The organism is Pseudomonas sp. fls2-241-TYG-175 (genome assembly GCF_030209155.1).
Classification (GTDB): Bacteria; Pseudomonadota; Gammaproteobacteria; order Pseudomonadales; family Pseudomonadaceae; genus Aquipseudomonas; species Aquipseudomonas viridiflava.
This window is the reverse complement of sequence record NZ_JARVSO010000024.1, coordinates 95,908-119,098: the sequence shown is the minus strand read 5'-3', so window position 1 is coordinate 119,098 and position 23,191 is coordinate 95,908. Positions and strand designations below refer to the sequence as shown.

At 61.6% G+C, this 23,191-nt stretch carries 19 protein-coding genes; 11 read left to right on the top strand and 8 right to left on the bottom strand.

Annotation, left to right across the window (positions count from 1 at the left end):
* Window position 1: 1 nt before the first annotated feature.
* Window positions 2-1,456: a TrkH family potassium uptake protein gene (locus QRN20_RS17735; RefSeq protein WP_025993747.1), complete on the top strand. Its 1,455-nt coding sequence runs from the start codon at window positions 2-4 to the stop codon at window positions 1,454-1,456.
* A gap of 478 nt (window positions 1,457-1,934) precedes the next feature.
* Window positions 1,935-2,246 (top strand): Mpo1-like protein, encoded by a 312-nt coding sequence (locus QRN20_RS17730; protein WP_029242315.1) that lies wholly within the window; start codon window positions 1,935-1,937, stop codon window positions 2,244-2,246.
* Between the two features lie 6 nt (window positions 2,247-2,252).
* On the opposite strand, the gene QRN20_RS17725 is transcribed toward QRN20_RS17730, so the two are convergent.
* The gene (locus QRN20_RS17725) at window positions 2,253-3,080 is read right to left on the bottom strand and encodes a UDP-2,3-diacylglucosamine diphosphatase (RefSeq protein WP_088234815.1); all 828 of its coding nucleotides are present in this window, start codon (window positions 3,078-3,080) and stop codon (window positions 2,253-2,255) included.
* A 133-nt stretch (window positions 3,081-3,213) separates the two neighbouring features.
* On the opposite strand from QRN20_RS17725, the gene QRN20_RS17720 reads away from it, so the two are divergent.
* Window positions 3,214-4,089: a DMT family transporter gene (locus QRN20_RS17720; protein WP_029242317.1), complete on the top strand. Its 876-nt coding sequence runs from the start codon at window positions 3,214-3,216 to the stop codon at window positions 4,087-4,089.
* On the opposite strand, the gene QRN20_RS17715 is transcribed toward QRN20_RS17720, so the two are convergent.
* Genes QRN20_RS17715 through QRN20_RS17705 form a run of 3 tightly spaced genes read right to left on the bottom strand, consistent with a single transcriptional unit; the run spans window position 4,083 to window position 6,127 of the window.
* A complete protein-coding gene (locus QRN20_RS17715) occupies window positions 4,083-4,385 on the bottom strand; it encodes an Rdx family protein (protein ID WP_004884283.1) in 303 nt (100 codons plus the stop codon). The two genes, QRN20_RS17720 and QRN20_RS17715, sit on opposite strands and share 7 nt — an antisense overlap.
* 51 nt (window positions 4,386-4,436) lie before the next feature.
* Complete coding sequence (locus QRN20_RS17710; RefSeq protein ID WP_240332557.1) at window positions 4,437-5,270, bottom strand: ABC transporter ATP-binding protein; 834 nt, start codon at window positions 5,268-5,270, stop codon at window positions 4,437-4,439.
* Window positions 5,271-5,272: 2 nt separating this feature from the next.
* A complete protein-coding gene (locus tag QRN20_RS17705; RefSeq protein WP_122500295.1) occupies window positions 5,273-6,127 on the bottom strand; it encodes an ABC transporter permease in 855 nt (284 codons plus the stop codon).
* Between the two features lie 259 nt (window positions 6,128-6,386).
* Here QRN20_RS17705 and QRN20_RS17700 point away from each other — a divergent pair, with 259 nt between their 5' ends.
* The gene (locus QRN20_RS17700; protein WP_122583739.1) at window positions 6,387-7,475 is read left to right on the top strand and encodes an LLM class flavin-dependent oxidoreductase; all 1,089 of its coding nucleotides are present in this window, start codon (window positions 6,387-6,389) and stop codon (window positions 7,473-7,475) included.
* 63 nt (window positions 7,476-7,538) lie between these two features.
* On the opposite strand, the gene QRN20_RS17695 is transcribed toward QRN20_RS17700, so the two are convergent.
* A complete protein-coding gene (locus tag QRN20_RS17695) occupies window positions 7,539-8,444 on the bottom strand; it encodes a LysR family transcriptional regulator (protein WP_122414739.1) in 906 nt (301 codons plus the stop codon).
* A gap of 206 nt (window positions 8,445-8,650) precedes the next feature.
* Here QRN20_RS17695 and QRN20_RS17690 point away from each other — a divergent pair, with 206 nt between their 5' ends.
* The 4 genes from QRN20_RS17690 to QRN20_RS17675 all read left to right on the top strand — a co-directional run bounded on the left by QRN20_RS17690 (window position 8,651) and on the right by QRN20_RS17675 (window position 13,227).
* A complete protein-coding gene (locus tag QRN20_RS17690) occupies window positions 8,651-9,256 on the top strand; it encodes a cysteine dioxygenase family protein (protein WP_029242322.1) in 606 nt (201 codons plus the stop codon).
* The gene (locus QRN20_RS17685) at window positions 9,256-10,839 is read left to right on the top strand and encodes a rhodanese-related sulfurtransferase (RefSeq protein WP_088234813.1); all 1,584 of its coding nucleotides are present in this window, start codon (window positions 9,256-9,258) and stop codon (window positions 10,837-10,839) included. Before QRN20_RS17690 ends, QRN20_RS17685 begins: the two co-directional genes overlap by 1 nt.
* A gap of 182 nt (window positions 10,840-11,021) precedes the next feature.
* On the top strand, window positions 11,022-12,011 hold the full coding sequence (locus QRN20_RS17680; protein WP_285360879.1) for an ABC transporter substrate-binding protein: 990 nt from the start codon (window positions 11,022-11,024) through the stop codon (window positions 12,009-12,011).
* Between the two features lie 40 nt (window positions 12,012-12,051).
* Window positions 12,052-13,227, top strand: a complete 1,176-nt coding sequence (locus QRN20_RS17675; protein WP_088234811.1) for an acyl-CoA dehydrogenase family protein — start codon at window positions 12,052-12,054, stop codon at window positions 13,225-13,227.
* On the opposite strand, the gene QRN20_RS17670 is transcribed toward QRN20_RS17675, so the two are convergent.
* A complete protein-coding gene (locus QRN20_RS17670) occupies window positions 13,228-15,510 on the bottom strand; it encodes a molybdopterin guanine dinucleotide-containing S/N-oxide reductase (RefSeq protein WP_088234810.1) in 2,283 nt (760 codons plus the stop codon).
* Window positions 15,511-15,761: 251 nt separating this feature from the next.
* Entirely contained in the window at window positions 15,762-16,670 is a 909-nt protein-coding gene (locus QRN20_RS17665; protein WP_029243903.1) for a LysR family transcriptional regulator, read from the bottom strand.
* 117 nt (window positions 16,671-16,787) lie between these two features.
* On the opposite strand from QRN20_RS17665, the gene QRN20_RS17660 reads away from it, so the two are divergent.
* The 3 genes from QRN20_RS17660 (at window position 16,788) to QRN20_RS17650 (ending at window position 21,650) form a co-directional block, all read left to right on the top strand.
* Complete coding sequence (locus QRN20_RS17660) at window positions 16,788-18,215, top strand: mechanosensitive ion channel family protein (protein WP_029243902.1); 1,428 nt, start codon at window positions 16,788-16,790, stop codon at window positions 18,213-18,215.
* A 160-nt stretch (window positions 18,216-18,375) separates the two neighbouring features.
* On the top strand, window positions 18,376-18,813 hold the full coding sequence (locus tag QRN20_RS17655) for a helix-turn-helix domain-containing protein (protein WP_032632626.1): 438 nt from the start codon (window positions 18,376-18,378) through the stop codon (window positions 18,811-18,813).
* 62 nt (window positions 18,814-18,875) lie between these two features.
* Window positions 18,876-21,650 (top strand): ATP-binding protein, encoded by a 2,775-nt coding sequence (locus tag QRN20_RS17650; protein WP_285360877.1) that lies wholly within the window; start codon window positions 18,876-18,878, stop codon window positions 21,648-21,650.
* Here QRN20_RS17650 and QRN20_RS17645 read toward each other — a convergent pair.
* Window positions 21,630-23,138: an ATP-binding protein gene (locus QRN20_RS17645; RefSeq protein ID WP_050575462.1), complete on the bottom strand. Its 1,509-nt coding sequence runs from the start codon at window positions 23,136-23,138 to the stop codon at window positions 21,630-21,632. The genes QRN20_RS17650 and QRN20_RS17645 overlap by 21 nt on opposite strands.
* Window positions 23,139-23,191: the final 53 nt, after the last annotated feature.

The following is a 23,191-nucleotide window of genomic DNA, read 5'->3' as shown; positions in this document are numbered from 1 at the left end:
CATGTCGTTGCCGACCCTTCGCATCATCGGTTTCATCATCGGCATCTTCCTGATCACGCTGGCTGTCGCCATGATTGTGCCCATGGCTACGCTGGTCATCTACGACCGCTTCGAAGACCTGCGCTCGTTTCTGTGGGCCAGCGCCATCACCTTCATCGCCGGGCTTGCGATGGTGGTGCCGGGTCGGCCGGATCACGTTCAGTTGCGTCCGCGGGACATGTACATGCTCACGGTCTCCAGCTGGATCGTGGTGTGCATCTTCGCGGCATTGCCGTTTCTGCTGACCCAGCACATCAGTTACACCGACTCCTTCTTCGAAAGCATGTCCGGCATCACCGCGACCGGCTCCACCGTGCTCAGCAACCTGGACAGCATGTCACCGGGGATTCTGATCTGGCGCTCGATGCTGCACTGGCTGGGCGGCATCGGCTTCATCGGTATGGCCGTGGCGATTCTTCCGCTGCTGCGGATCGGTGGCATGCGGCTGTTCCAGACCGAATCGTCCGACCGCTCCGAAAAGGTCATGCCCCGTTCGCACATGGTGGCCAAATTCATCGTGCTGGCTTATGTGAGCTTCACAGCGCTGGGCAGTCTGGCGTTCTGGATGGCGGGCATGAGCCTGTTCGACGCGATCAATCATGCGATGTCGGCGATTTCCACCGGCGGCTTCTCCACGTCCGACATGTCCCTGGCGAAATGGCCACAGCCTGCGGTGCACTGGGTCGCCATCGTGGTGATGATCCTCGGCAGCCTGCCCTTCACCTTGTACGTCGCCACGCTGCGCGGCAACCGGGGCGCATTGTTCCGGGACGAGCAGGTGCAAGGGCTGATTGGCCTGCTGTTGATCACCTGGCTGGTGATGACCGTGTGGTACGCGAACACCACTGACTTGCCATGGACCGAAGCGTTGCGTCACGTGGCGCTGAACGTTACTTCAGTGGTCACGACCACAGGCTTTGCACTGGGCGACTACAGCCTGTGGGGTAATTTCTCGTTGATGCTGTTCTTTTATCTGGGTTTCATCGGCGGCTGTTCCGGCTCGACGGCGGGTGGCGTAAAGATCTTCCGCTTCCAGGTCGCCTATATCCTGCTCAAGACCAACCTCAACCAGTTGATCCATCCACGTGCTGTGATGAAGCAGAAATACAACGGCCACCGGCTGGACGACGAGATTGTGCGTTCGATTCTGACGTTCTCGTTTTTCTTCACCATCACCATCTGCCTGATCGCGCTGATGCTGTCGCTGCTGGGTCTGGACTGGATGACCGCACTCACCGGGGCAGCCAGCACGGTGTCAGGCGTCGGACCTGGGCTGGGCGAAGTCATCGGGCCAGCGGGCAACTTCTCCACCCTGCCGGACGCGGCAAAGTGGATTCTGTCCGGCGGGATGCTGCTGGGCCGTCTGGAGATAATCACCGTGCTGGTGCTGTGCGTGCCTGCGTTCTGGCGGCATTGATGCGCGCAAAGCCGCCTCTTATCAAACAACACGTAATCTGCTGAATGAACACGCTTTTGTGGGAGGCGGCTTGCCGGCGATGCACTCGACGCGGTACTTCAGGAAGATCGCGTCATCGTTCATCGCCGGCAAGCCGCCTCTTATCAAACTACCTGTAACTTACTGAAGAAACGCGATTTTGTGGGAGCGGACCGGGCGGCGTTCCGTTTGTCCTCGAATACTGTATTTCAGGCGATGAATATTCGTCGGATGTACTGGCCTTTTCGCGGACAAGTCCGCTCCCACTGAGTTTGCTGCGCGACAGCGCTACGTCGAAGACGTGGTGGGGCCTCCCACAATCCGGTGTTTGATGCGCGACAGCGCTACGTCGAAGACATGGTGGCGCCTGCAACAGTCCGGTATTTGCCACGACACAGCGTACTGCCAAATCGCACCGTGTCAGGCTAGACTCACCCCAAGCCAACCCGAGGGTCTGTCCATGGATACCGCCAAGCCGTTCACCCGCTTTGCCGATTTCTACCCTTACTACCTCGACGAACACCGCAGCAGCACCAGCCGGCGCCTGCATTTCATTGGCACCACGCTGGTGATCTTTCTGCTGGCTTTCGGCATAGGCAGTGGACGCTGGTGGCTGTTGGCGCTGTTACCGGTTGCCGGTTATGGCTTTGCCTGGGCCGGTCATTTCTTCTTCGAGAAGAACCGCCCCGCCACCTTCAAGCACCCTTTCTATAGCCTGCTCGGGGATTTCGTCATGTACCGCGACATGCTGTTGGGCCGGGTGCCTTTCTAGAGAAAATCAGGCAACCGGCTCGCTGACCGGCACGCCCTGCTGCTCGACCTCAGGGCTGGCTTTCAAATGTGCATCGGCCAGCCGGAACAGTTCAATGTGGCCATCCAGGTGCTCGATCAGCGCCGTACAGGATTCGACCCAGTCGCCGCAGTTCATGTATTCCACGCCGCCTACCTGACGGATTTCCGCGTGGTGAATGTGCCCGCACACCACGCCGTCCAGATCGCGCTTCACGCATTCATGGGCGATGGCTTCTTCGAAATCACTGATGAAATTCACCGCGCTTTTGACCTTGTGCTTCAGGTACGCCGACAGCGACCAGTAGCCATAGCCGTATTTCGCCCGCCAGTGGTTCAGCCAGCGATTGAGGGTCAGGGTGAATTCGTAGGCCGAGTCGCCGAGAAAGGCCAGCCAGCGGTGATAACGGGTGATCACATCGAATTGATCGCCATGAATCACCAACAGACGGCGACCATCAGCCGTCACGTGTTCGGCCTCGTCTACCAACTGAATATTGCCCAGAATCAGCTTCGAGTAACGGCGCAGAAACTCGTCATGATTGCCCGTGACGTAGATGACTTCGGTGCCGCGCTTGCTCATGGTCAGCAGACGCCGGATGACGTTGGTATGCGCCTGCGGCCAGTACATGCCGCCACGCAGCTTCCAGCCGTCGATGATATCGCCCACCAGATAGATCCGGTCAGCCTGATAGCGCTTGAGAAACGCCGACAGGTGTTCGGCCTGGCAATCGCGCGTGCCCAGATGCACATCGGAAATCCACAAGGTCCGCACGCGTTGCTTGCGGCTGGGTTTGGCGAGCTGAGCACTGCTCATGGGACGACCTCCGGCGGGTTTTCCAAAAGAGTGCCGCATGCCGGTTAATTGAATGTGACACGCACATGGCGATGTCATGACAATGGCTTGTACGAGGTAGACTTGCCTGTCGCCGCGCCCACAAAGGATTGTCATGACTCCGCGTTCCGCCCTGCTCGCTCTGCACATCGGCGCCCTGCTGTTCGGCCTGTCCGGCGTGCTGGGTAAACTTGCACATGCTTCGCCATCCGTGATCGTTTTCGGCCGCGCGGCCTTCGCAGCCGCAGCACTCGCCGTGTTCGCACGCTTTGTCGGCAGCACGCGCTGGAAACCATTGAGCCGAGCCAGCGGTGCACGTTTGGTCCTCAGTGGCGTACTGCTTAGCCTGCACTGGGTGTCGTTTTTCATCGCGGTGAAAGTAGCAGGCGTGGCTGTGGCGACGCTGGGCTTCGCGAGCTTCCCGGCATTCACCGTGATACTTGAGGGTCTGGTCTTTCGCGAGCGGATCCGGCGCATCGAGATGCTGCTGGTCGTGCTGGTTACCGTGGGGCTGATACTGGTGACACCAGGGTTCGATCTGGCCAGCGAAGCGACGGGCGGCTTGTTGTGGGCGATTGTTTCGGGCTTCACCTTCGCCCTGCTGTCGCTGGTCAACCGTGCCAGCGCGCTGCATGTGCCTGCGGTGCAGGCCGCACTTTGTCAGAACCTGATCGTCGCCGTCTGCCTGCTGCCGTGGGCAGCCTATTCATTGCCCGACGTTTCGACCCGTGACTGGCTGTGGATTGCCTTGCTCGGCGTGCTCTGTACCGGACTGGCGCACAGTCTGTTCGTCGCCAGTCTGGCCGTGATCAAGGCGCGGATAGCCGCAGTGGTATTTGCCATGGAGCCGTTGTACGGCATCGCCTTCGCCTGGCTGATCTTCGCCGAAACGCCCACCCTGCGGATGCTGCTGGGCGGGGCGCTGATCATTGTCGCCATTCTGATCTCAGGCCTGATGGGCAACCGAGGTGCAGAGACCGGATCTCATTGAGGGTCCGCTGCGCGATGCCGATCGTTGTGGCCCAGGTCACGCGCCGGATCGATCTGATCCCGCACCCGCTGCTTGAGCACCTTGGCCTCCGGAAATCCACCGTCGGCCTTGCGCTCCCAGATCTGTACGCCGTCACAGGTAATGCGAAAGGTGCCACCCGTGGCCGGCTCAAGCGAGACCTTGCCCAGATCGTCGCAGAACGTACTCAGCAGTTCCTGAGCCAGCCAGGCGGCACGCAGCAACCATTGGCACTGGGTGCAGTAGGTGATGATGACTTCGGGTTTTCCGGCAGACATGAACGCGTGCTCCGCATCAAAGAGCGCTCATGATACGCACCGTCTGCCCGCTCAACGAGCGTTGGCGACGCGTCGAAGGTCGCTGAGCGTCGGGTTGTGCGCAACATCGTCCGGTTCGGCGTCCTGCTCATGCCCTTTGACGCCCAGCAGCCCGAGCAGACGACCGCGTATCGCCTGAAACCCGGCCTGTCCGCTGTCGCGCTGGCGCGGCAGTTCGATACGGATCTGGTCGGCAATCCTGCCATCGGCCAGCACGATGACCCGGTCGGCGAGCAGAATCGCTTCATCCACATCGTGGGTCACGAGCAACACTGCGGGGGTGTGCCTGCGCCACAGGTCGATGATCAGTTGATGCATGCGAATGCGCGTCAGGGCGTCGAGCGCGGCGAAGGGTTCGTCCAGCAGCAACAGCTTCGGTTCACGCACCAGACCGCGCGCCAACGCGACACGCTGCGCTTCACCGCCCGACAAGGTGGCCGGAAACGCATTGACCCGATGTGACAGGCCGACTTCGCCCAACGCGGCTTCGGCTCGCGCCTTGGCGTTGTCGATGTGCAGACCGAGCACCACGTTCTTCCAGGCGCTTTTCCACGGCATCAGGCGGGGTTCCTGAAACACCGCCGCCCGCGCCACCGGCACGCGCAGCTCGCCGCTGTCGATGCTGTCCAGTCCGGCGAGGGTACGCAGCAAGGTAGTCTTGCCGGAACCGCTGGCACCGAGCAGCGCGACGAATTCACCCGGCGCGATGTCCAGGTCCAGCCCGTCGATCACCCGCTGCTGGCCGAACTGCCGGACTACATTGCGCAGCTGAACCGGGGCCTGCTCGGCTTTTTCCGGTGCACGATGCAGGGTCGTCTGTGGGTTACGCGCGTCGAAAGCGGTCATGTTCAGTTCCTCACAAAAGTCGGGCGCCAGGCCAGGGCGTAGCGTTCCAGCGTGCGAATGATGCCGTCGATCACCAGGCCGAGAATGCTGTAGATCAGCAGGCAGATGACAATCACATCGGTGCGCATGAAGTCGCGGGCGTCACTGGCCAGGTAGCCGATGCCCGCGGTGGTGTTGATCTGTTCGACGAACACCAGCGCCAGCCAGGAGATGCCCAGCGAATAGCGCAGGCCGACGAAGAACGAGGGCAGCGAGCCCGGCAGGATCACGTGCCAGATCAGTTCGCGACGGCTCAGACCGAGCGTGTTGGCGGCCTCGATCAGTTTGGGGTCGATGTTGCGGATCCCGGAAAACAGGTTCAGGTACACCGGAAAGGTGGTGCCCATGACGATCAGCGCCACTTTGGTGAACTCACCGATGCCAAACCAGAGGATGAACAGCGGCACCAGCGCCAGTGACGGAATGGTGCGCAGCATTTGCATCGGCGAATCGAGGGCAATTTCACCTCGTTTGGACAGGCCGGTGATCAGCGCAGCCACGACACCGATGCTGACGCCGATACTCAGGCCCAGCAGCGCACGCTGCAGCGACACCCACAGGTGCCGGCCCAGTTCGCCCGACAGAATCATCGACCAGAGCGTGCCGCCAATCTGCGACGGCGCAGCAATGACCCGCACCGGCAGCAGGCCGGTCTGTGAGGCCAGTTCCCAGAGCAGTAACAACGCGAGCGGGCTGAGCAGACGCAGCACGAACCCCGGCACGCGCCACTGGCGGCCGGACTGCGCAGCGGTCTGTCGCTCGGGCTTGTTGACGACCAGAAATCCGGCATCGATGGAGTTGAGGGTTGTTTCAGACATGAAGGCATCCTTGCTGAACGGATCGGGCAAACGCACCCGACTCACTGGATAGGCATCATGCTAGGTGCATAAGAACCCTGAGTGAAATTCTATTTGGATCTAAGCTAATCGTTAAAATATTTGATTATCATGAATTGATATAATGCATATTTTTTATAATTAACTTAGACCAAAATCGAATTTCACAGCCTCTGCCTTCGCCCATTAAGGTGCCAGTCGACAAGGTCGAACGGACCTCAACCATTGGCAGGAGTCATTCATGAGCATCGAATTCATTGGCTACATCGCTACGCAGCCCGGTTCGGAAATCCATCCACGCAGTGGCGCGACCATCCAGCCCGACTATGTGCAGAAAGTCGCCAAGGCCCATGAAGACTCGGGTTTCGACCGTGCGCTCATCGCCTATCACTCCAACAGTCCGGACAGCACACTGGTGGCTGCGCACGCTGCCAACGTGACCCAAACACTGAAATTCCTGATTGCCCATCGTCCCGGTTTCATCTCGCCGACCGTCGCGGCCCGTCAGTTCGCGACGCTGGACGTGTTCAACGGCGGGCGGACAGCGGTGCACATCATCACCGGAGGCGATGACAAGGAATTGCGTGCCGACGGCAGCCATATCGGCAAGGACGAGCGTTACGCGCGCAGCGACGAATACTTGAGCGTGGTGCGCCAGGAATGGACCAGCGACACACCCTTCGATCACCAGGGCACGTATTACCAGTTCGAGGGCGCGCACTCGCTGGTCAAGTCCCCGCAACAGCCGCACATTCCCCTGTATTTCGGCGGCTCGTCAGCTGCTGCGATTGCCGTGGCAGGCAAACACGCCGACGTTTATGCGTTGTGGGGCGAGACGTACGAGCAGGTACGCGACGTGGTCAAACAGGTACGCGCCGAGGCTGCCAAACATGGCCGCACCATTCGTTTCAGTCTGTCGTTGCGACCGATTCTGGCCGACACCGAAGAACAGGCCTGGGCACGCGCCGACAGCATTCTGGAAAAAGCCAGGGCACTGGCCGAACGCAACGGGTTTATCCGTCGAGAGCCGCCCAACGAAGGTTCACGTCGCCTACTGGCCGCCGCCGCGCAAGGTTCGCGTCTGGACAAGCGCCTGTGGACAGGTATCGCGGAACTGCTGGGCGCGCAAGGCAACTCGACCTCGCTGGTGGGCACGCCTGAACAGGTCGCCGAAGCGCTGCTCGATTATTACGATCTGGGGATTACCACCTTTCTGATTCGCGGTTTCGACCCGCTGGATGACGCCATCGACTACGGCAAAAAGCTTATTCCACTGACCCGCGAACTGGTCGCCCGGCGCGAGCGCGAAGCCCGTGAGCAGGTTGCCTGAACTGCGGGTAGACACTACGGGCAGCTAACACCGGCCGGCAGTCATGCCTGCCGGTGATGCCCGTCACGCAGCCGCCGAAACCTGTTCCAGCGACTGCGCCACCAGCGCGCCGAACGCATCCACCGGCCCTTGCAGGTTACCGAGGAAACGTGGGTAGAACAGCCACAGGTCCATCACCGGTTTGAAGTCTTTCAACGGCACGACGGCCAGTTGATCGCGATGAATGCTGCGCGCAAGCAAAGGACGCGGCACCAGACCCAGCCCCATGCCGTCGGCGACCAGGCCCAGTTGCAGCTCGGTGCCGAAGGTTTCCAGATTGACCTTCATGCTCAGGCCCTGATCGGACAGCGTGCGTTGCAGGCCTGCCCTAAATCCGCAGCCGTCGGGATTCAGCACCCAGCCCTGCTGGTAACAGTCAGCCAGCTTGCCGGGCTTTTTCGGCACCGTGTCCTTGGCGGCGACTACGACCAGCTCCATTCGGCCAATCGACTGCGCCACGATGTTTTCCGGGAAAATCTTGCCGGCCGGGAACAGCGCGGCGGCCGCATCCAGTTCGCCGTTCTCGATCTTGCCAATCAGATAGCTGCCCCAGCCGGTACTCACCTGTGCGCGCAGGTCGGGGAACTCGCCCCGCAGTTGCTTCAGCGCATCCAGCAGCACCACGTCACCGATGGTCTGCGGCACACCCAGTCTCAGCAGGCCGCTGGGTGGCGTATCGCTGGCCACCAGCTCACGCAGCGCATCCATTTCACGCAGAATCGCCAGGCATTTCTGATAGACCTGAACGCCCATGGCCGTGGGCTTGAGCGGTTTGGTGTTGCGATCGAACAACTCAACACCCAGGGCCTGCTCGAAATTCTGCACCCGGCGCGTAATGGCCGGTTGGGTCAGGTCCAGCGATTCAGCCGCATGGCTGATCGACTGGCAGCGAATCACCGCAACGAACGCATCGATATCATCAATTTTCATTCGGACCGCACATAAAAATATAAGAGGAACATAGGCAAAAAGCATAGTGCCAATGGGCGTTCATGGATAGTCCACGCTTCCAACATAAGCCTGAACCCTGGCCAGTGAAAGACGTTTTCGTTATATCCTAATCATAAAAAAATAGCATATTAAACAATCGCATTATGCTTATATCGACCCATACCTGACGCTGATCTGGAACGGATATGACTCAGAACCGCCGCCCCGAACGACTCGGGGCCTTCATCGACGCGCTGACCGAGTTGATCGGCAGCGACACCCACGAAACCGACCTCCTGCACCGCGGCAGCAGATTGCTTGCGCAACTGGTCAGCCATGACGACTGGCTGCCTGACGAGTTCGCTGTTCCCGACCCGACTCGCTACCAGCAATTTCTGCTGCACGCCGATGCACAGCAGCGCTTCTCGGTAGTGAGTTTTGTCTGGGGCCCGGGCCAGCGCACGCCAATTCATGACCATCGTGTGTGGGGGCTGATCGGCATGCTGCGCGGCGCGGAAGACGCTCAGGGTTACGTGCGCGGCCATGACGGGCGCCTTGAGCGGCAGGGTCCGAGCGTGCGTCTGGTGCCGGGCCAGGTTGAAGCGTTGTTGCCGCAGCGCAACGATGTCCATCAGGTCAGCAACGCCTTCAGCGATCAGGTTTCGATCAGCATCCATGTGTACGGCGCCGACATCGGTCAGGTGAAGCGCGCAGTCTACGAGCTGGACGGCACCGAAAAACTTTTCATTTCCGGCTATTCCAATCCCGCCCCACCCCCATCTCAAGCACAACCGACAGGGAGTCACGCCTGATGAGCACACACCCAACCCGATCCTTTGCCGAAATTCGCCAGGCCCTGCTGGACCGTCAGGAACTGGCGCTGGTGGATGTGCGCGAAGAAGCGCCCTTCGCGCAGGCGCATCCGTTGTTCGCAGCCAACATTCCATTGTCGAAGCTGGAGCTGGAGGTGTTCTCACGCATCCCGCGTCGCGACACCGCCGTGACGCTGTATGACGATGGCGAAGGCCTGGCCGATATCGCTCTGCAACGCTTGCAGGCTCTGGGCTACAGCGACGTGAAGCAGCTGGAAGGCGGTTTGCAGGGCTGGCGCCAAGCCGGCGGTGAACTGTTCATCGATGTCAATGTACCGAGCAAGGCGTTTGGCGAACTGGTGGAACATCAGCGTGCCACGCCGTCGCTGGCCGCTGAAGAGGTCAAGGCGCTGCTCGACAGCCAGGCCGATGTGGTGGTGCTCGATGCGCGGCGCTATGACGAATACCAGACCATGAGCATCCCGAGCGGCATCAGCGTGCCGGGCGCGGAACTGGTGCTGCGCGCCCGTGAACTGGCGCCGGACCCGAACACCCGGATCGTCGTCAACTGCGCAGGCCGTACCCGCAGCATCATCGGCACCCAGTCGCTGATCAATGCAGGGTTGCCCAATCAGGTCCATGCGCTGCGCAACGGCACCATCGGCTGGCTGCTCGCCGATCAGACGCTGGATCATGGTCAGAACCGGCGCTTCGCCGACGTGAGCGACAAGACCCGTAACACGGCCAGCGCCGACGCCCGCAACGTGGCCGACCGCGCAGGCGTAAAGCGCGCCAGTCTGTTTGATCTGCAAGGCTGGCAAAGGGAGACGTCGCGCACCACCTACCTGTTCGACGTGCGTACGTCAGAGGAATTTGCCAAGGGGCATCTGCCCGGAGCGCGCTCGACGCCCGGCGGGCAACTGGTGCAGGAAACCGATCATTACGCCAGCGTGCGTGGTGCACGAATCGTATTGGTGGACGACGACGGCGTGCGCGCCAACATGTCGGCTTCCTGGCTGGCACAACTGGGCTGGGAGGTGTCGGTGATCGACGGCCTGCAGGCGCAGGACTTTTCCGAGCTGGGCGACTGGGACGCGCCCTTCCCGGCGCCTGCACAGGTGGAGTTCATCAGTGCCGAAACCCTCGCCGACTGGCAGGCCCACGGCGGTGTGGCGGTGCTGGACTTCACCACCAGCGCCAACTACGTGAAGCAGCACATCCCCGGCGCCTGGTGGTGCCTGCGAGCTGATCTCGAACAGGCACTGGCAAAGGTGCCCGCCGCCGAGCGCTATGTGCTGACCTGTGGCAGCAGCCGTCTGGCGCGCTTCGCGGCCGCCGACGTCGAGGCCCTGACGAACAGGCCAGTGTTCGTGCTGGAAGGCGGCACGGCCAGTTGGGTCAAGGCCGGGTTTGCGCTGGAACACGGCGAAACCCGCCTGGCCTCAGCGCGCATCGACCGTTACCGCCGCCCGTATGAAGGCACCGACGCACCCAAGGCCGCGATGCAGGCGTATCTGGACTGGGAGTTCGGTCTGGTCGAACAACTGGGGCGCGATGGGACGCATGGGTTTCACGTGATCTGAGACGTTAAACACCTGATCGCGCCTGCGCTCATACAAGCCTGCCTCGACACTGATCGTAGATATCCCGTGGGTACGCCTGGACGCAGAGCGTCCCGAGAGGCATTCCCACGCAGAGCGTAGGGAACGATCAGTGTGAAGTCGATTGATGCATCCATCTTACTGATGACGGAGTTCCTTCTTCCATGCTGCCTTTCTTCAAATCAGCCTCTTCCCTTAAAAGCCTGGTGCTTGTCACATTGCTGAGCCTGCTCGCCAGTCAGCAGGCACTGGCGGCAGACCTTGCGCCATTGCGGGTCGCCAACCAGAAGTCATTGCTCAAAATCCTGCTGCAGGTGTCCGGCGAACTCAAGGACGTGCCCTATGACATCCAGTTTTCCGAGTTCCCGTCCGCTGCGCCGCTAGGCGAGGCGCTGAATGCCGGTGCGGTGGACATTGGCGCCTTGGGCGATGCGCCTTACGTGTTTGCACTGGGCGCGGGCGCGCCACTGAAAGTGGTCAGCATCACCCATGCACAGGGCCGCTTCACCACCGCCCTGCTGGTGTCAAAGAATTCGCCGATCAAGACCGTCGCCGACCTCAAGGGCAAGCGCATCGTGACCGGGCGCGGTTCCATCGGCCACTATCTGGCGATCCGCGCCTTGCATGAGGCGGGGCTGAAAATCAGCGACGTCACCTTCATCAACCTGTTGCCCAGCGAGTCGCGGCTGCTGCTTGACAGCGGCGAGGCCGACGCCTGGGCGACCTGGGATCCTTACACCACTATTTCCATCAGCCAGAGCGATGCACGGGTGCTGGTGAGCGGCAGCGAGTTGCTGAGCAATCACCTGTACCTGGCTGCGACCAGCAAGGCCATCGAGGGTAAGCGTCCGCAGCTGGAAGACTTTGTCGCACGGGTCGAACGTGCTTTCAACTGGACCAATGCGCACCCCGAGGAATATGCCGCCGCACAGGCCAGGGTCACCGGTCTGCCGCTTGAGGTGCACCTGTCGGTGGCCAAGGCGACACAAATGCAGCGCACGCTGATTGACGACAGGATCATTCAAGGCCTGCAAGCCACGGCTGACACGTATCTGGCCGAAGGCATTCTCGGCAAGCCGATCGACGTTTCGACAGGCTTCGACAAGAGCTTCAACGCGGCGCGGCCCCAGGTCGCACAGGCGGCCAGCCAATGATCAGCACCTTCAATCCCGTCCCATCGCGAAAGGATCCCGCATGAGCCCTTCTCCCCTCCGTCGGCTACTGCCCGAATCGGTCGCAACGTTTGAAGCTCGACTGAACAGCCTGACCGCGACACTCGCCGAAACGGCTGAGCACTACGACGTAACCGCGCACTTTCCGCACGCCAATTTCAGTCTGCTGCACGAGCATGGCCTGTTGGGTCTCGTCGTACCGACCGAACTGGGCGGTGGCGGCGCGGATCTGGTAAAGGCACAGCAGGTGATCAGTGCGGTCGCAAGAGGCGAGCCTTCCACGGCGCTGATTCTGGTGATGCAGTACCTGCAACACGCCCGCCTGCAGGACAACGTCAATTGGCCCCGGGACCTGCGCGTGCGGGTCGGCGAGGAAGCGGTCCGTGAAGGTGCGCTAATCAATGCCCTGCGGGTGGAGCCGGATCTGGGCACGCCCGCACGTGGCGGTTTGCCGGGCACCATCGCCCGTCGTACCGCCGAAGGCTGGCGCATCAGCGGCACCAAGATCTATTCCACCGGCAGCCATGGCCTGACCTGGTTTGCCGTGTGGGGGCGCAGCGATGACGAAGACCCGTTGGTGGGCACCTGGCTGGTGCACAAGGACACGCCCGGCATTCAGATCATCGAAGACTGGGATCATCTGGGCATGCGCGCCACCAACAGCCACGAGATACGTTTCGACAATGTGCTGGTGCCGCTGGAGCATGCGGTAAGTGTCAGCCCGTGGAGCGCACCGAAGTCGGATCTGGACCCAGCGAGCATGCTGTGGATGTCGGTGCTGCTTTCATCGGTCTACGACGGCATCGCGCAGTCCGCCCGCGACTGGCTGGTGGACTGGCTGGAGCAACGCAAGCCCTCCAACCTTGGCGCAGCGCTTTCGACGCTGCCGCGCTTTCAGGAGACCGTTGGCCACATCGACACCCTGCTGTTCGCCAACCGCAGCCTGCTGGACGCAGCGGCCCAGGGCCTGACGCCGACTCAGCACGCGGGTCAGCTCAAATACCTGGTGACCGGCAATGCGATACGCGCCGTGGAGCTGGCCATCGAAGCATCCGGCAATCCCGGCCTGTCGCGCAGCAACCCGTTGCAGCGCCACTACCGCAACGTACTGTGCGGCCGGGTTCACACGCCGCAGAACGATGCCGTGCTGATCGGCGTCGGCAAGGCCGCTTTCGCAGCACGCAACGCCGGCGTCTGATCACACCATCGGTGGCGGCTCGAACGCCGTGACCGATGGCAGCGGCTGATCCCATTTGACGATTTCAACCGACGCCGTCTGTGCCGAGCAGCCTTGGGACAGGCTCGACGCACCGACGTCTCGCGTGATGACGTTGGGGTTGCCGTGCTTTTCAAGACTGCCCCGCTCGCCCCGCACCAGCGGATCGAACCACGCACCGGTCGCGATCTGTACCACGCCGGGTCGAATACCGTCGGACACGATCACCCCGGCCAGAAACGCGCCGCGTTCATTGAAGACCTTGATCACATCGCCCCCGACGATCCCGCGTGCCTGCGCGTCTTTCGGGTTCATGGTCAGCGGCTCGCGCTCACGGATCTTCGAAGAACGGCTGTAGCTGCCGTGGTCATATTGGCTATGCAGCCGGGTCCTGGGCTGGTTGGAGAGGAGGTGCAAGGGGAAGGCAGGCGCAGGTTTATCCAGCCACACCGGGTGGCCGGGACAGTCTGCATAACCAAACCCGGCTATGCGCTCGGAAAAGATTTCGATGCGTCCGGAAGGCGTCGGCAAAGGATGGGCATCGGGGTCATCGCGAAAGGCCTTGAGCAGCACGTTATCGGCCTCGGGAAAATCGATTTCCAGCAGACCATCACGCCAGAACTGGTCGAACGCAGGCAGCGCAATGCCAAACGATTCGGCACGCTGGCGCGAGTCGTCATAGATGAATCGCAGCCAGGTCTGGGCATCACGGCCTTCGGTGAAGGTTTCGGCGAGGCCCATGCGCTCGGCCACGCCGGAGAAGATTGCATAGTCGTCACGGGATTCGCCGACTGGCTCTATGGCCTGCTGCATGGCAATCATGAACCGGTCGGACGCCGAGCTGCCAATGTCGTTTCGCTCCAGTGCGGTGGTCGCGGGCAGCACGATATCGGCGTACTTGGCCTGCGCAGTCCAGAACTGCTCATGAACGATAATGGTCTGCGGACGCTGCCAGGCTTCCAACAGTCGGTTGAGGTCCTGATGGTGGTGAAAGATGTTTCCGCCAGCCCAGTACACCAGCTTGATGTCGGGATAGGTAGGGCGCTGGCCGTTGTAATCGAACGGGGTGCCGGGGTTGAGCAGCATGTCGGTCACGCGCGCCACCGGGATGAACGCCTTGACCGGGTTGCTGCCCTGGGAAAAGCGCGGCCCGGAGAACGCCTTGCGGCCGCTGCCGGTGTTGTTCATACAGCCATAGCCCAGGCCGAAGCCCGCACCGGGCAGGCCGATCTGCCCCAGTAAGGCGGCGAGCGTTACGGTCATCCAGAATGGCTGCTCGCCATGAACCGAACGCTGCAACGAATAGGCGACGTTGATCATGGTGCGCTTGCTGGCCATCCGGCGCGCCAGTTCGACAATCTGTTGTGCGGGAATATCGGTCAGCGCTGCGGCCCAGTCCGGGCTTTTCGGTTGAGCGTCGGTGTGGCCGAGCAGGTAATCGCGAAAGCGTTCATAGCCGACGGTGTAGCGTTGAACGAACGATTCGTTGTGCAGGTTCTCGGTGATCAGTACGTAAGACAGCGCCATCATCAGGGCCGTGTCACTGCCGGGCCTGACAGGCAACCACTGGATCTGCGCAGGGCCTGCAAGGTCCTCACGCAGCGGGCTGACGTTGACGAATTGCACACCCGCGTCGGACATTTTTTGCAGCGCGTCGGTCAGCAGGTGATCCGTTGCACCGCCGGGGCTGGTCTGGGCATTCTTGGCAGGCAGCCCGCCGAACGCGACGAACAGCTCGCAGTGTTCGGCAAGGTTTTTCCATGAGGTGTGAGCCGCCAGGAGCCAGTCCATGCTGCCGACGATATGCGGCATTAGCACCCGTCCGGCACCCAGGCTGTAACTGTCGGTGCTGGACACATAGCCGCCGATGCAGTTTAGAAAACGGTGCAGCTGGCTTTGCGCATGGTGAAAGCGACCGGCACTGCCCCACCCATAACTGCCGCCGAAAATCGCCTGATTGCCGTGCGCCTGCCTGACCCGTTTCAGCTCACGGGCGACCAGATCCAGTGCAACTTCCCACGACACCTCAACGAAGGGCTCCTGCCCGCGCAGCTCAGCTCGCAACTCGTATTGCCCGCCCGCCTGCTCCAGAAAACTTCGACGCACGGCGGGCCGCATGACTCGCGTCGGCGAGGTAATGGCTGCCGCCACTGAGTCACCTATGGGCGAAGGATCCTTATCCCACTCGGCAGGCTGCAAGGCTTGCAGCTTGCCGTTCACGACCTGCGGACGATAAACGCCCCAGTGCAGCGAGGTCAGACTCATGTCAGGCGGACTCCTTGGGTTTGAGTGATGTTTATCGTGTTCCAGACTCGGATGCAAAATCCGTGGCAGACAGCCGCCTACCACAGTCCGTGGTCGCAGCAAGACTCGGGTATAACGCTGAGCACAAGCATGGGCATGATCGGCGTGCTTGAGATCACACTGATCGTTCCTACGCGATGGGCACGATCAGTGTCGAGGCGGACTTGTGTATAAAGATGAGCGCTGAGCGTGCGGAACGATCAGTATGCTGACTACCCCTGACGGTCATCCAGGTCGATGCCCGAGTCCAGCCGCTCGCGCAGGAACTCGATGAAGGCCTGTACCGGCCGGGAAGCCTGGCGGTGCTGTGGATACACCGCCGACAGGGTCAGCGGTTCCGGGCGCAGATCATCCAGAACACGCACCAGGCTGCCGTCGCGCAAGGCTGCGCCGACAATGAAGGTCGGCAGGTAGGTAACGCCCAACCCCGCCACCGCCGCATCGCGCAGCAGCTCGCCATTGTTGACCCGCATCCGCCCGCTGACGCTCAGGTTCAGCGGTTTGCCTGCACCCTGAAAGCGCCATTGCACCTGACGACCATGGCCGTACGGCAGGCAGTCGTGAGCATGCAGATCCTCGGGTTTTTCCGGCGTGCCGCGCTCGGCCAGATAACCAGGACTGGCGCAGTAGACCCGGTCGATGGTCGCGATTCGCCGGGCGATCAGGCTGGAGTCTTCCAGCACGCCGATGCGCAGCACCAGATCGTAGCCTTCGCTGAGCAGGTCCACCGGGCGGTCGCTCAGGTCCACTTCCACCGATACGTCGCGGTAGCGCTGCAGGAACAGCGGCAGCAGACAGCCCAGATGCGCCACGGCAAACGACAGCGGCGCGCTAAGGCGCAAGGTGCCGCGCGGCTCGCTGTTCTGACCTGTGATGCCCTGCTCCACCTGCTCGACTTCGGCCAGCAGACGCAAGGCCGATTCGTAGTAGCTCTGGCCCAGCGGGGTGACGTCCAGCCGCCGCGTCGAGCGGTTCAGCAGGCGCACGCCCAGCCGTTCTTCCAGTTGCATCAGCCGTCTGCTGACGAATTGCTTGGACAGCCCCAGCTTGTCGGAGGCCGCCGTAAAGCTGCCCGACTCCATCACTTGGCAAAAGATACGCATGTCTTCAAAAGGGTTCATTGTCACGACCTGGTTGACAGTTAAACGCTTTATAGCCGCTTTTTCGCATTTCAGCACCTGATTAGTCTGTGTCCACAGGGCAGACCGCCCATTCTCAACGTTCTGCGGAGTCATCCCATGCATCAGTCATTGAGCCACCCCCTGCTCTGGAGCGCCCTGCTGCTGTTGGCCGATGTACTGATCTGGCACCTGGCCTCGGTGCGTCAGAGAGTGGCGCAGGTGAGCATCCGGCTGGCGCTGTTTCTGGCGTTCAGCACGATCATCATCAATGCCGGGATCAGCCCGTTGCAGGCCCCGTCCTGGCCGGATGACAGCGTGATCCAGCTGGGCGCGACGGCACTGGCGATTCTCTGGTGGGTCTACGCCGCTCGAGTTCTGACCGTGTTGATCGGTCTGGCGTTGATGCACCGCATCGGACACAGCGGACGCCTGTTGCAGGACGTCATCGGCGCGCTGGTGTTCCTGATTGCCGTGGTGGCGGCCGCAGGTTATGTACTGGAGCTGCCGGTCAAGGGCCTGCTGGCAACGTCCGGCGCGATGGCGATCATCGTCGGTCTGGCGCTGCAAAGCACACTCAGCGACGTGTTTTCCGGGATTGTGCTCAACACCACCAAGCCCTATCAAGTGGACGATCTGGTGTCGATCGACGGCGTCGAAGGCAAGGTGCTCGACATCGACTGGCGCGCCACGCACCTGTTGACCCACGCAGGCAGCACCGCCGTGGTGCCCAATTCGGTGGCGGCCAAGGCCAAGATCGTCAACCTCAGTCGCCCGACCAACATGCACGGCGTTTCGATCAGCATTCAGGTGCCGACCCACATTCGACCACGCCGCGTGCTCGACGCTCTGGAGCGCACCCTGCAGGGCAGCAGCAGTCTGTTGCTGAGCCCTGCGCCAAAGGCCGTGCTGCATGCGTCGGGAGACAGCATGTCGGAATACGTGGCCACTGGCTTCATCGCCGACCTGAGCAAAAAAGGCGAAGTGCGCAACCAGTTGTTCGACCTCGCCCACCGCCACTTGGAAGCGGCCGGAATCGTTCGTCAGCCCGACGCGGTCGTCGAGCCAGCCTCGCGGGCCCGTGCGCTGCTGGAAGAAGTGAAAGTGTTCCGTTCGCTCAGCGAGGAAGAGCGGGATCAACTGGCCCAGCACATGACTGCCCAGCAGTATGCCGCAGGTCAGGTGGTGCTGGACCTGAACGAGGTGCCCGACGGCCTGTTCGTGATCGCCACCGGCGTGATCAGTGCGGCCGTGGTCAATGGCGAGCAACGCGTCGAGGCCGGTCGCATGGGACCGAGCGAAGTGTTGGGCGAACAGGGTCTGCTGGACGACACGCCGTCCGAAGCCTGCTTCACCGCGCTGACTTCCAGCATCGTCTATCGCATCGACAAGGACATCGCCCGCGCCTGCATGACGCAATCCAGCCAGGTGAATACGGCTCTGCACAAGCTGCAGGCGGTACGTCAGAAGAACAGCCATTCGATCCTGCTGGCCCGTCCGCCGCAGGTCAGAAAAGGCGGCTTCCTCGGCTGGCTGCAAAGCCGTTGAGATGCCCGTGGCAGAGCTGTCGCGCAATCAGTTAGCCACCACTCGGACAGCCCGGAATTAACAACGATTAACTCGTCAGTACGGCTCGCGGAAATCAAGAATAGCGGCCTCTGCGCAAATTCTTGCCCATGGAAAGCTCACCCCACCACGGACATTTGCCATGACCCACTATTCAAGTTATGCCTGCAAGCTTTGCCCTGACGCGCTGAACAGCGAGAAACCGGTCCGCAACAGCGGTGGACTGTCGCCCTGGCGAGAACGTCTGGCCAAGCAGCTGATTCGCGACAACCTGAGTGAGAACATCGAGGTGGCCGAGCTGGCACGTGCCTGTGCGCTGTCGCGCAGTTACTTCTCCCGCGCCTTCAAGTGCAGCACCGGGCTGTCGCCGCAGGAGTGGATCCGCGAGCAGCGTCTGGCCCGAGCCAAATGTCTGATCCAGCACACTGCCATGAGCCTGACCCAGATCAGTCAGGAGTGCGGCTTCTGTGATCAATCACATTTTTCGCATATCTTCTCCCGCGCCGAGGGCATCAACCCCTTCACGTGGCGCGGACATGCGAGAAATGCAGGCCAGGGTGAAGGGATGTCCGCGTCGTGACCGTCAGCCGTTAAGCTACGCTGCACGCAGACTTCCTCATCCCTCTGAACTGGAAAAGACCGTTGACCGTTCTCACCGAGCAGGCCATGCGTTTCGGCCCTTATCGCATCTATCCGCAACAGCGTCTGGTACTTGAAGCCGACAGACCGTTGCGGCTGGGCCGGCGCGCCGTGGACATCCTGCTGGTGCTGCTGGAAAACGCCGGAAACGTGGTCAGCAAGCAGCACCTGATAAACCGGGTCTGGCCCAGAACCGTGGTCGAAGACGGCAACCTGCGTGTGCACATGGCTGCCTTGCGCAAAGCGCTGGGCGATGGTCAGGCCGGACAACGCTACATCGTGACAGTCGCGCAACGCGGATACAGCTTTGTCGCCCCGTATACCCTGGAACATAGCGAAAACGCGCCGGATGCCTGGATGAATACCCCGCCCCATCACAATCTGCCCATGCGGCGCGCGCGCATGCTGGGCCGGGAAGCACTGGTCGAACGCCTGATCAGTCAGTTGCAGCAGCACCGATTCATTTCCCTGGTCGGCCCCGGCGGCATCGGCAAGACCACCACCGCCCTGCGCGTTGCCGAACAGTTGATCGACCGTTATCGCGATGGCATCCGCCTGCTCGATCTGGCGCCGCTGACCGACCCTGCGGTGATCGTCCCGCACCTGGCGTCATTGCTGGAGCTGTCGTTGCCTGACGAGCAGCCCGTCAATCACATGGCCGCGTATTTGCGCGGGCGACACATGCTGCTGGTGATCGACAACTGCGAGCACATGGTTGACGCCATTGCCCAGCTCAGTGAGCGCATCCTGCGCAGCGCACCGCACGTGCATATTCTGACCACCAGCCGCGAGCCGTTAAGGGCTGAGGGCGAGTTCGTGCAACGGGTGGATGCGCTGGACTGTCCGCCGCTGGACAGCCTCGATCGTTCGTCCGCCATGGGCTTTGCGGCCCTGCAGCTGTTCGTCGAACGGGCCATGGCCAGTCATGAGCAGTTCGAGCTGACCGATGAAAACCTGCCGCTGGCCATCGAGCTTTGTCAGCGACTGGACGGCATCCCATTGGCCATCGAGCTTGCCGCCGCGCAAGTCGGCAACCTGCGCCTGAGCGGTGTGCTGGAGCATCTGCAGCAGAGTTGTCGGGAACACAGCGACGACCCGTCCGATGCAATGACGCGGCATCAGACGCTACGTACTACGCTGGACTGGAGCTACCAGATGCTCAGCGCATGTGAGCAGAACTGTCTGCAACGACTGGGGATCTTCAAGGGCCGCTTCTCGCTGGAGTCGGCCGCCGCGGTGATTACTGATCAGCCGGTGGCGACCTACGAGGTGTTCAACGCCATCACGCAACTGGTGGCCAAATCCCTGCTGAACGTTGAAGTCGGTGATGACGAGGTGTTCTATCACCTGCTCGACACCACGCGTCGTTACGCGCTGGAAAAACTGCGCGTTCACCATGAGCTGCCTGCCACGCAGGAACGGCATGCGCGACGTTGTCTGGCCATTATGGAACAGGCGCGGCAGGACTGGGAAAAGGTCTCCACCGCGCAGTGGATCGACCGCTACAGCCGTATCCTCGAAGACATCCGCTCGGCGCTGGCCTGGGGGCTGGACGCCGACGTCCCGCAGATTGTCGCCATTCGCCTAGTGGCCCAATCGGCACCGCTCTGGCAGGAGCTGTCACTGCTCAAGGAGCACGGTCATTACGTGCGCAGGGCGCTGATGCTGCTGGACGCCAATCCCCTGCCCTGCCTGGACCTGAAAATGATCCTGAAGCTGGCGCAGGGCAATTTCTCTTACCACACCGTTGGCAGCACGCCGGAAACCGTGGAAGCGTTCAGCACGGCGCAGGTGCTGGCGGAGCAGGCAGGCGATCTGGCGGGTCAGTTGCAGGCGATTTCAGGTCTGGTGGCTGTCAACCTGTGCAGCGGTCATTACCCGCAAACGATCGAGCAGAGCCGACAGTTCAACCGCCTGGGATTGGACACCAACGAGGCGCTGCGTCTGAGCGCACAACGTCTGCGCGCACTGGCGCTGCATTACAACGGTGACCAGCGGCAGGCCAGGCGAGACGCCGAGCAGGTCATCCAGCACATGGCCCACAACGGTCATTTGAATCGCTTTACGCAAGGCTTCGGCATTCAGTACGACCTGAGCGTTGCGTCCCTGACCTTGCTGGCGCGCATTCTGTGGATGCAGGGTCAGCCTGAGCAGGCGGCACGCACGGCCACTCAGGCATTGGAGATTGCGTTACAGATCAACCACGGCGCGTCCATCTGCTACACCCTGGCTGTGGCCGGTTGCGCCATCGCGCTCTACAACGGTGATATCCAGCTGGCAGGCGAACGAGTGAAACTGCTGCAGGAACAGGCCCAAAAGCACTCGGTGCTGCTGTTTTATCGCTGGGCAGGCTTGTATGAGCAGTTGTTGAGCGAGTCAGCCATGTCAGACGATCAGCCTCAGGGCTCAGGTCTGATTCGGGACATCATGGTCACGCTGCGCCCCGGCCTAGTGGACCTGGCGTTGACGGAGCGGGCTCAGGCAGGTCTGGCAGGCTGGTGCACGTCAGAGATGCTGCGGTGCCGGGCCGAAACGTTGCAGGCGCATGATGAGGACGGTGCGCAAACGCTGTTGCTCCAAGCCCTGGAGGTGGCGCGCTCCCAGCACGCGCTGGCGTGGGAATTGCGCAGTGCGACATCACTGGCGCGCCTGTGGCAGGGCCAGGGCAAGGAGCAGCAGGCCCGGATCCTGCTGGCACCGGTTCATGCCCGCTTCAGCGAAGGATTTGCCACGCCGGACCTGCTGGCGGCACGCGCGCTACTCGACCAGTTGTACTGACTTTGCCAGCAAACGCTGCAAGTTGACGTGACGGGCGTGGCGCGCCGTGAATGTCTGGAGTTCGCCAGCGTCTTCAAGCTTTTCCAGCGCATACAGCCGCGTGGTGTGCGCAAGCCGGTAACGCAAAACCCCGGCGCCGGGCACATTCCATAGCACCGAATGACGCTCCAGTTGCACGAGCGCCTCCCGAACCGACTGCGCCTCCAGCCCGTCACACCCGATGACATCCACTGCGGATTCGCTCGTGAAAGCCTTATCGAAGGTTGCCAGACGACGCAGTGCCGCCTGTTCGCGCGGACTAAGGCGCTGATGACTCCAGTCAAGCGAAGCCCTGAGCGACTGGTGACGGGCGACAGCCGTGCGTCGTCCCTGCGTCAGCCACTGAATGCATTGATCCAGACGAGCCTGCAGACCCGCCAATGCAAAGGTATTGACCTGCGCTGCCGCCAGCTCCAGCGCCAGAGGGATGCCATCGAGCTTGCGACAAAGGTCACCGATGACGTTCATGTCACGGTCCCGCAGGACCAGACCCTGCTGGCCGGCCTGGGCACGACTGACGAACAACTGCACCGCCGGATAAGCCAGGCCCTGCTCGACACTGATCTGCGCGGACGCAGGCGGAACGGTCAAATGCTCCAGTGGAAACAGCGATTCGTTGCGCAGGTCCAGCGGTCGTCGACTGGTGGCAAGAATGGCCAGTTCATCGGACTGCGCCAACAGCGCGCCTAGCCACTGCCGACAGCCTTCGTCGAGGGCTTCGCAGTTGTCGGCGATCAACAGACGACGCCCCTGTGCCAGTTCGCTGGACAGGCTCGACAGGCAAGGTTCGCCGTCCCGCTTCAAGAGTTCGGCCAGACAACCGGCCAGCATCTGCTCACTGTTCACCGCCGAGAAATCGATGACACACACGCCATCCTGATAGCGCGACACCAGACGTTCGGCTACGCGGCAGGCCACGGTCGATTTGCCGATGCCTCCCGCGCCGGTCAGCGTGATGAAGCGTTTTGCAGGCAGCTGTCGAACCAGCTTGCCCACCACATCATCGCGCCCCATGACATGGGTGAGGCGTACCGGCAGGTTGTTGGGGACATGGACGGGCTCGGTTTTTTCAGACGTCGAAGTCTTATGAACCTGTGCCACGAAACGATACCCGCGCTGTGGCAACGTTTCGATATAACGCTGCCCATCGTCGAGCGCGCGCCGCAAGGCTGCAATCTGCACCCTCAGGTTGATCTCTTCGACGAAGGAATCAGGCCAGACCTGTGCGATCAACGCTTCCTTGTCGATCACTTCACCGGCGTGTCCGATCAGGACCAGCAGGATATCCAGTGCACGCCCACCCAGACGCAACGGTTCACCGTCGCGCAGGATCTGGCGCTGACGCACGTGAAATACGTAGGGGCCGAACCGCAGCACGTCGTTTGCGTGGGCCGTTTGGGCTTGATTAGATGTGTCTGGCTGGCTGAAACGCCTGGGCTGGCAGTCCATTGCATCACCTTCTGAATAGATCCTATTCATCTTGGCAGGCAATGAAGACGGAA

Coding starts and splice junctions, on each gene's coding strand:
- QRN20_RS17735 (WP_025993747.1), top strand. CDS start 2: ATGTCGTTGCCGACCCTTCGCATCATCGGTTTCATCATCGGCATCTTC.
- QRN20_RS17730 (WP_029242315.1), top strand. CDS start 1,935: ATGGATACCGCCAAGCCGTTCACCCGCTTTGCCGATTTCTACCCTTAC.
- QRN20_RS17725 (WP_088234815.1), bottom strand. CDS start 3,080: ATGAGCAGTGCTCAGCTCGCCAAACCCAGCCGCAAGCAACGCGTGCGG.
- QRN20_RS17720 (WP_029242317.1), top strand. CDS start 3,214: ATGACTCCGCGTTCCGCCCTGCTCGCTCTGCACATCGGCGCCCTGCTG.
- QRN20_RS17715 (WP_004884283.1), bottom strand. CDS start 4,385: ATGTCTGCCGGAAAACCCGAAGTCATCATCACCTACTGCACCCAGTGC.
- QRN20_RS17710 (WP_240332557.1), bottom strand. CDS start 5,270: ATGACCGCTTTCGACGCGCGTAACCCACAGACGACCCTGCATCGTGCA.
- QRN20_RS17705 (WP_122500295.1), bottom strand. CDS start 6,127: ATGTCTGAAACAACCCTCAACTCCATCGATGCCGGATTTCTGGTCGTC.
- QRN20_RS17700 (WP_122583739.1), top strand. CDS start 6,387: ATGAGCATCGAATTCATTGGCTACATCGCTACGCAGCCCGGTTCGGAA.
- QRN20_RS17695 (WP_122414739.1), bottom strand. CDS start 8,444: ATGAAAATTGATGATATCGATGCGTTCGTTGCGGTGATTCGCTGCCAG.
- QRN20_RS17690 (WP_029242322.1), top strand. CDS start 8,651: ATGACTCAGAACCGCCGCCCCGAACGACTCGGGGCCTTCATCGACGCG.
- QRN20_RS17685 (WP_088234813.1), top strand. CDS start 9,256: ATGAGCACACACCCAACCCGATCCTTTGCCGAAATTCGCCAGGCCCTG.
- QRN20_RS17680 (WP_285360879.1), top strand. CDS start 11,022: ATGCTGCCTTTCTTCAAATCAGCCTCTTCCCTTAAAAGCCTGGTGCTT.
- QRN20_RS17675 (WP_088234811.1), top strand. CDS start 12,052: ATGAGCCCTTCTCCCCTCCGTCGGCTACTGCCCGAATCGGTCGCAACG.
- QRN20_RS17670 (WP_088234810.1), bottom strand. CDS start 15,510: ATGAGTCTGACCTCGCTGCACTGGGGCGTTTATCGTCCGCAGGTCGTG.
- QRN20_RS17665 (WP_029243903.1), bottom strand. CDS start 16,670: ATGAACCCTTTTGAAGACATGCGTATCTTTTGCCAAGTGATGGAGTCG.
- QRN20_RS17660 (WP_029243902.1), top strand. CDS start 16,788: ATGCATCAGTCATTGAGCCACCCCCTGCTCTGGAGCGCCCTGCTGCTG.
- QRN20_RS17655 (WP_032632626.1), top strand. CDS start 18,376: ATGACCCACTATTCAAGTTATGCCTGCAAGCTTTGCCCTGACGCGCTG.
- QRN20_RS17645 (WP_050575462.1), bottom strand. CDS start 23,138: ATGGACTGCCAGCCCAGGCGTTTCAGCCAGCCAGACACATCTAATCAA.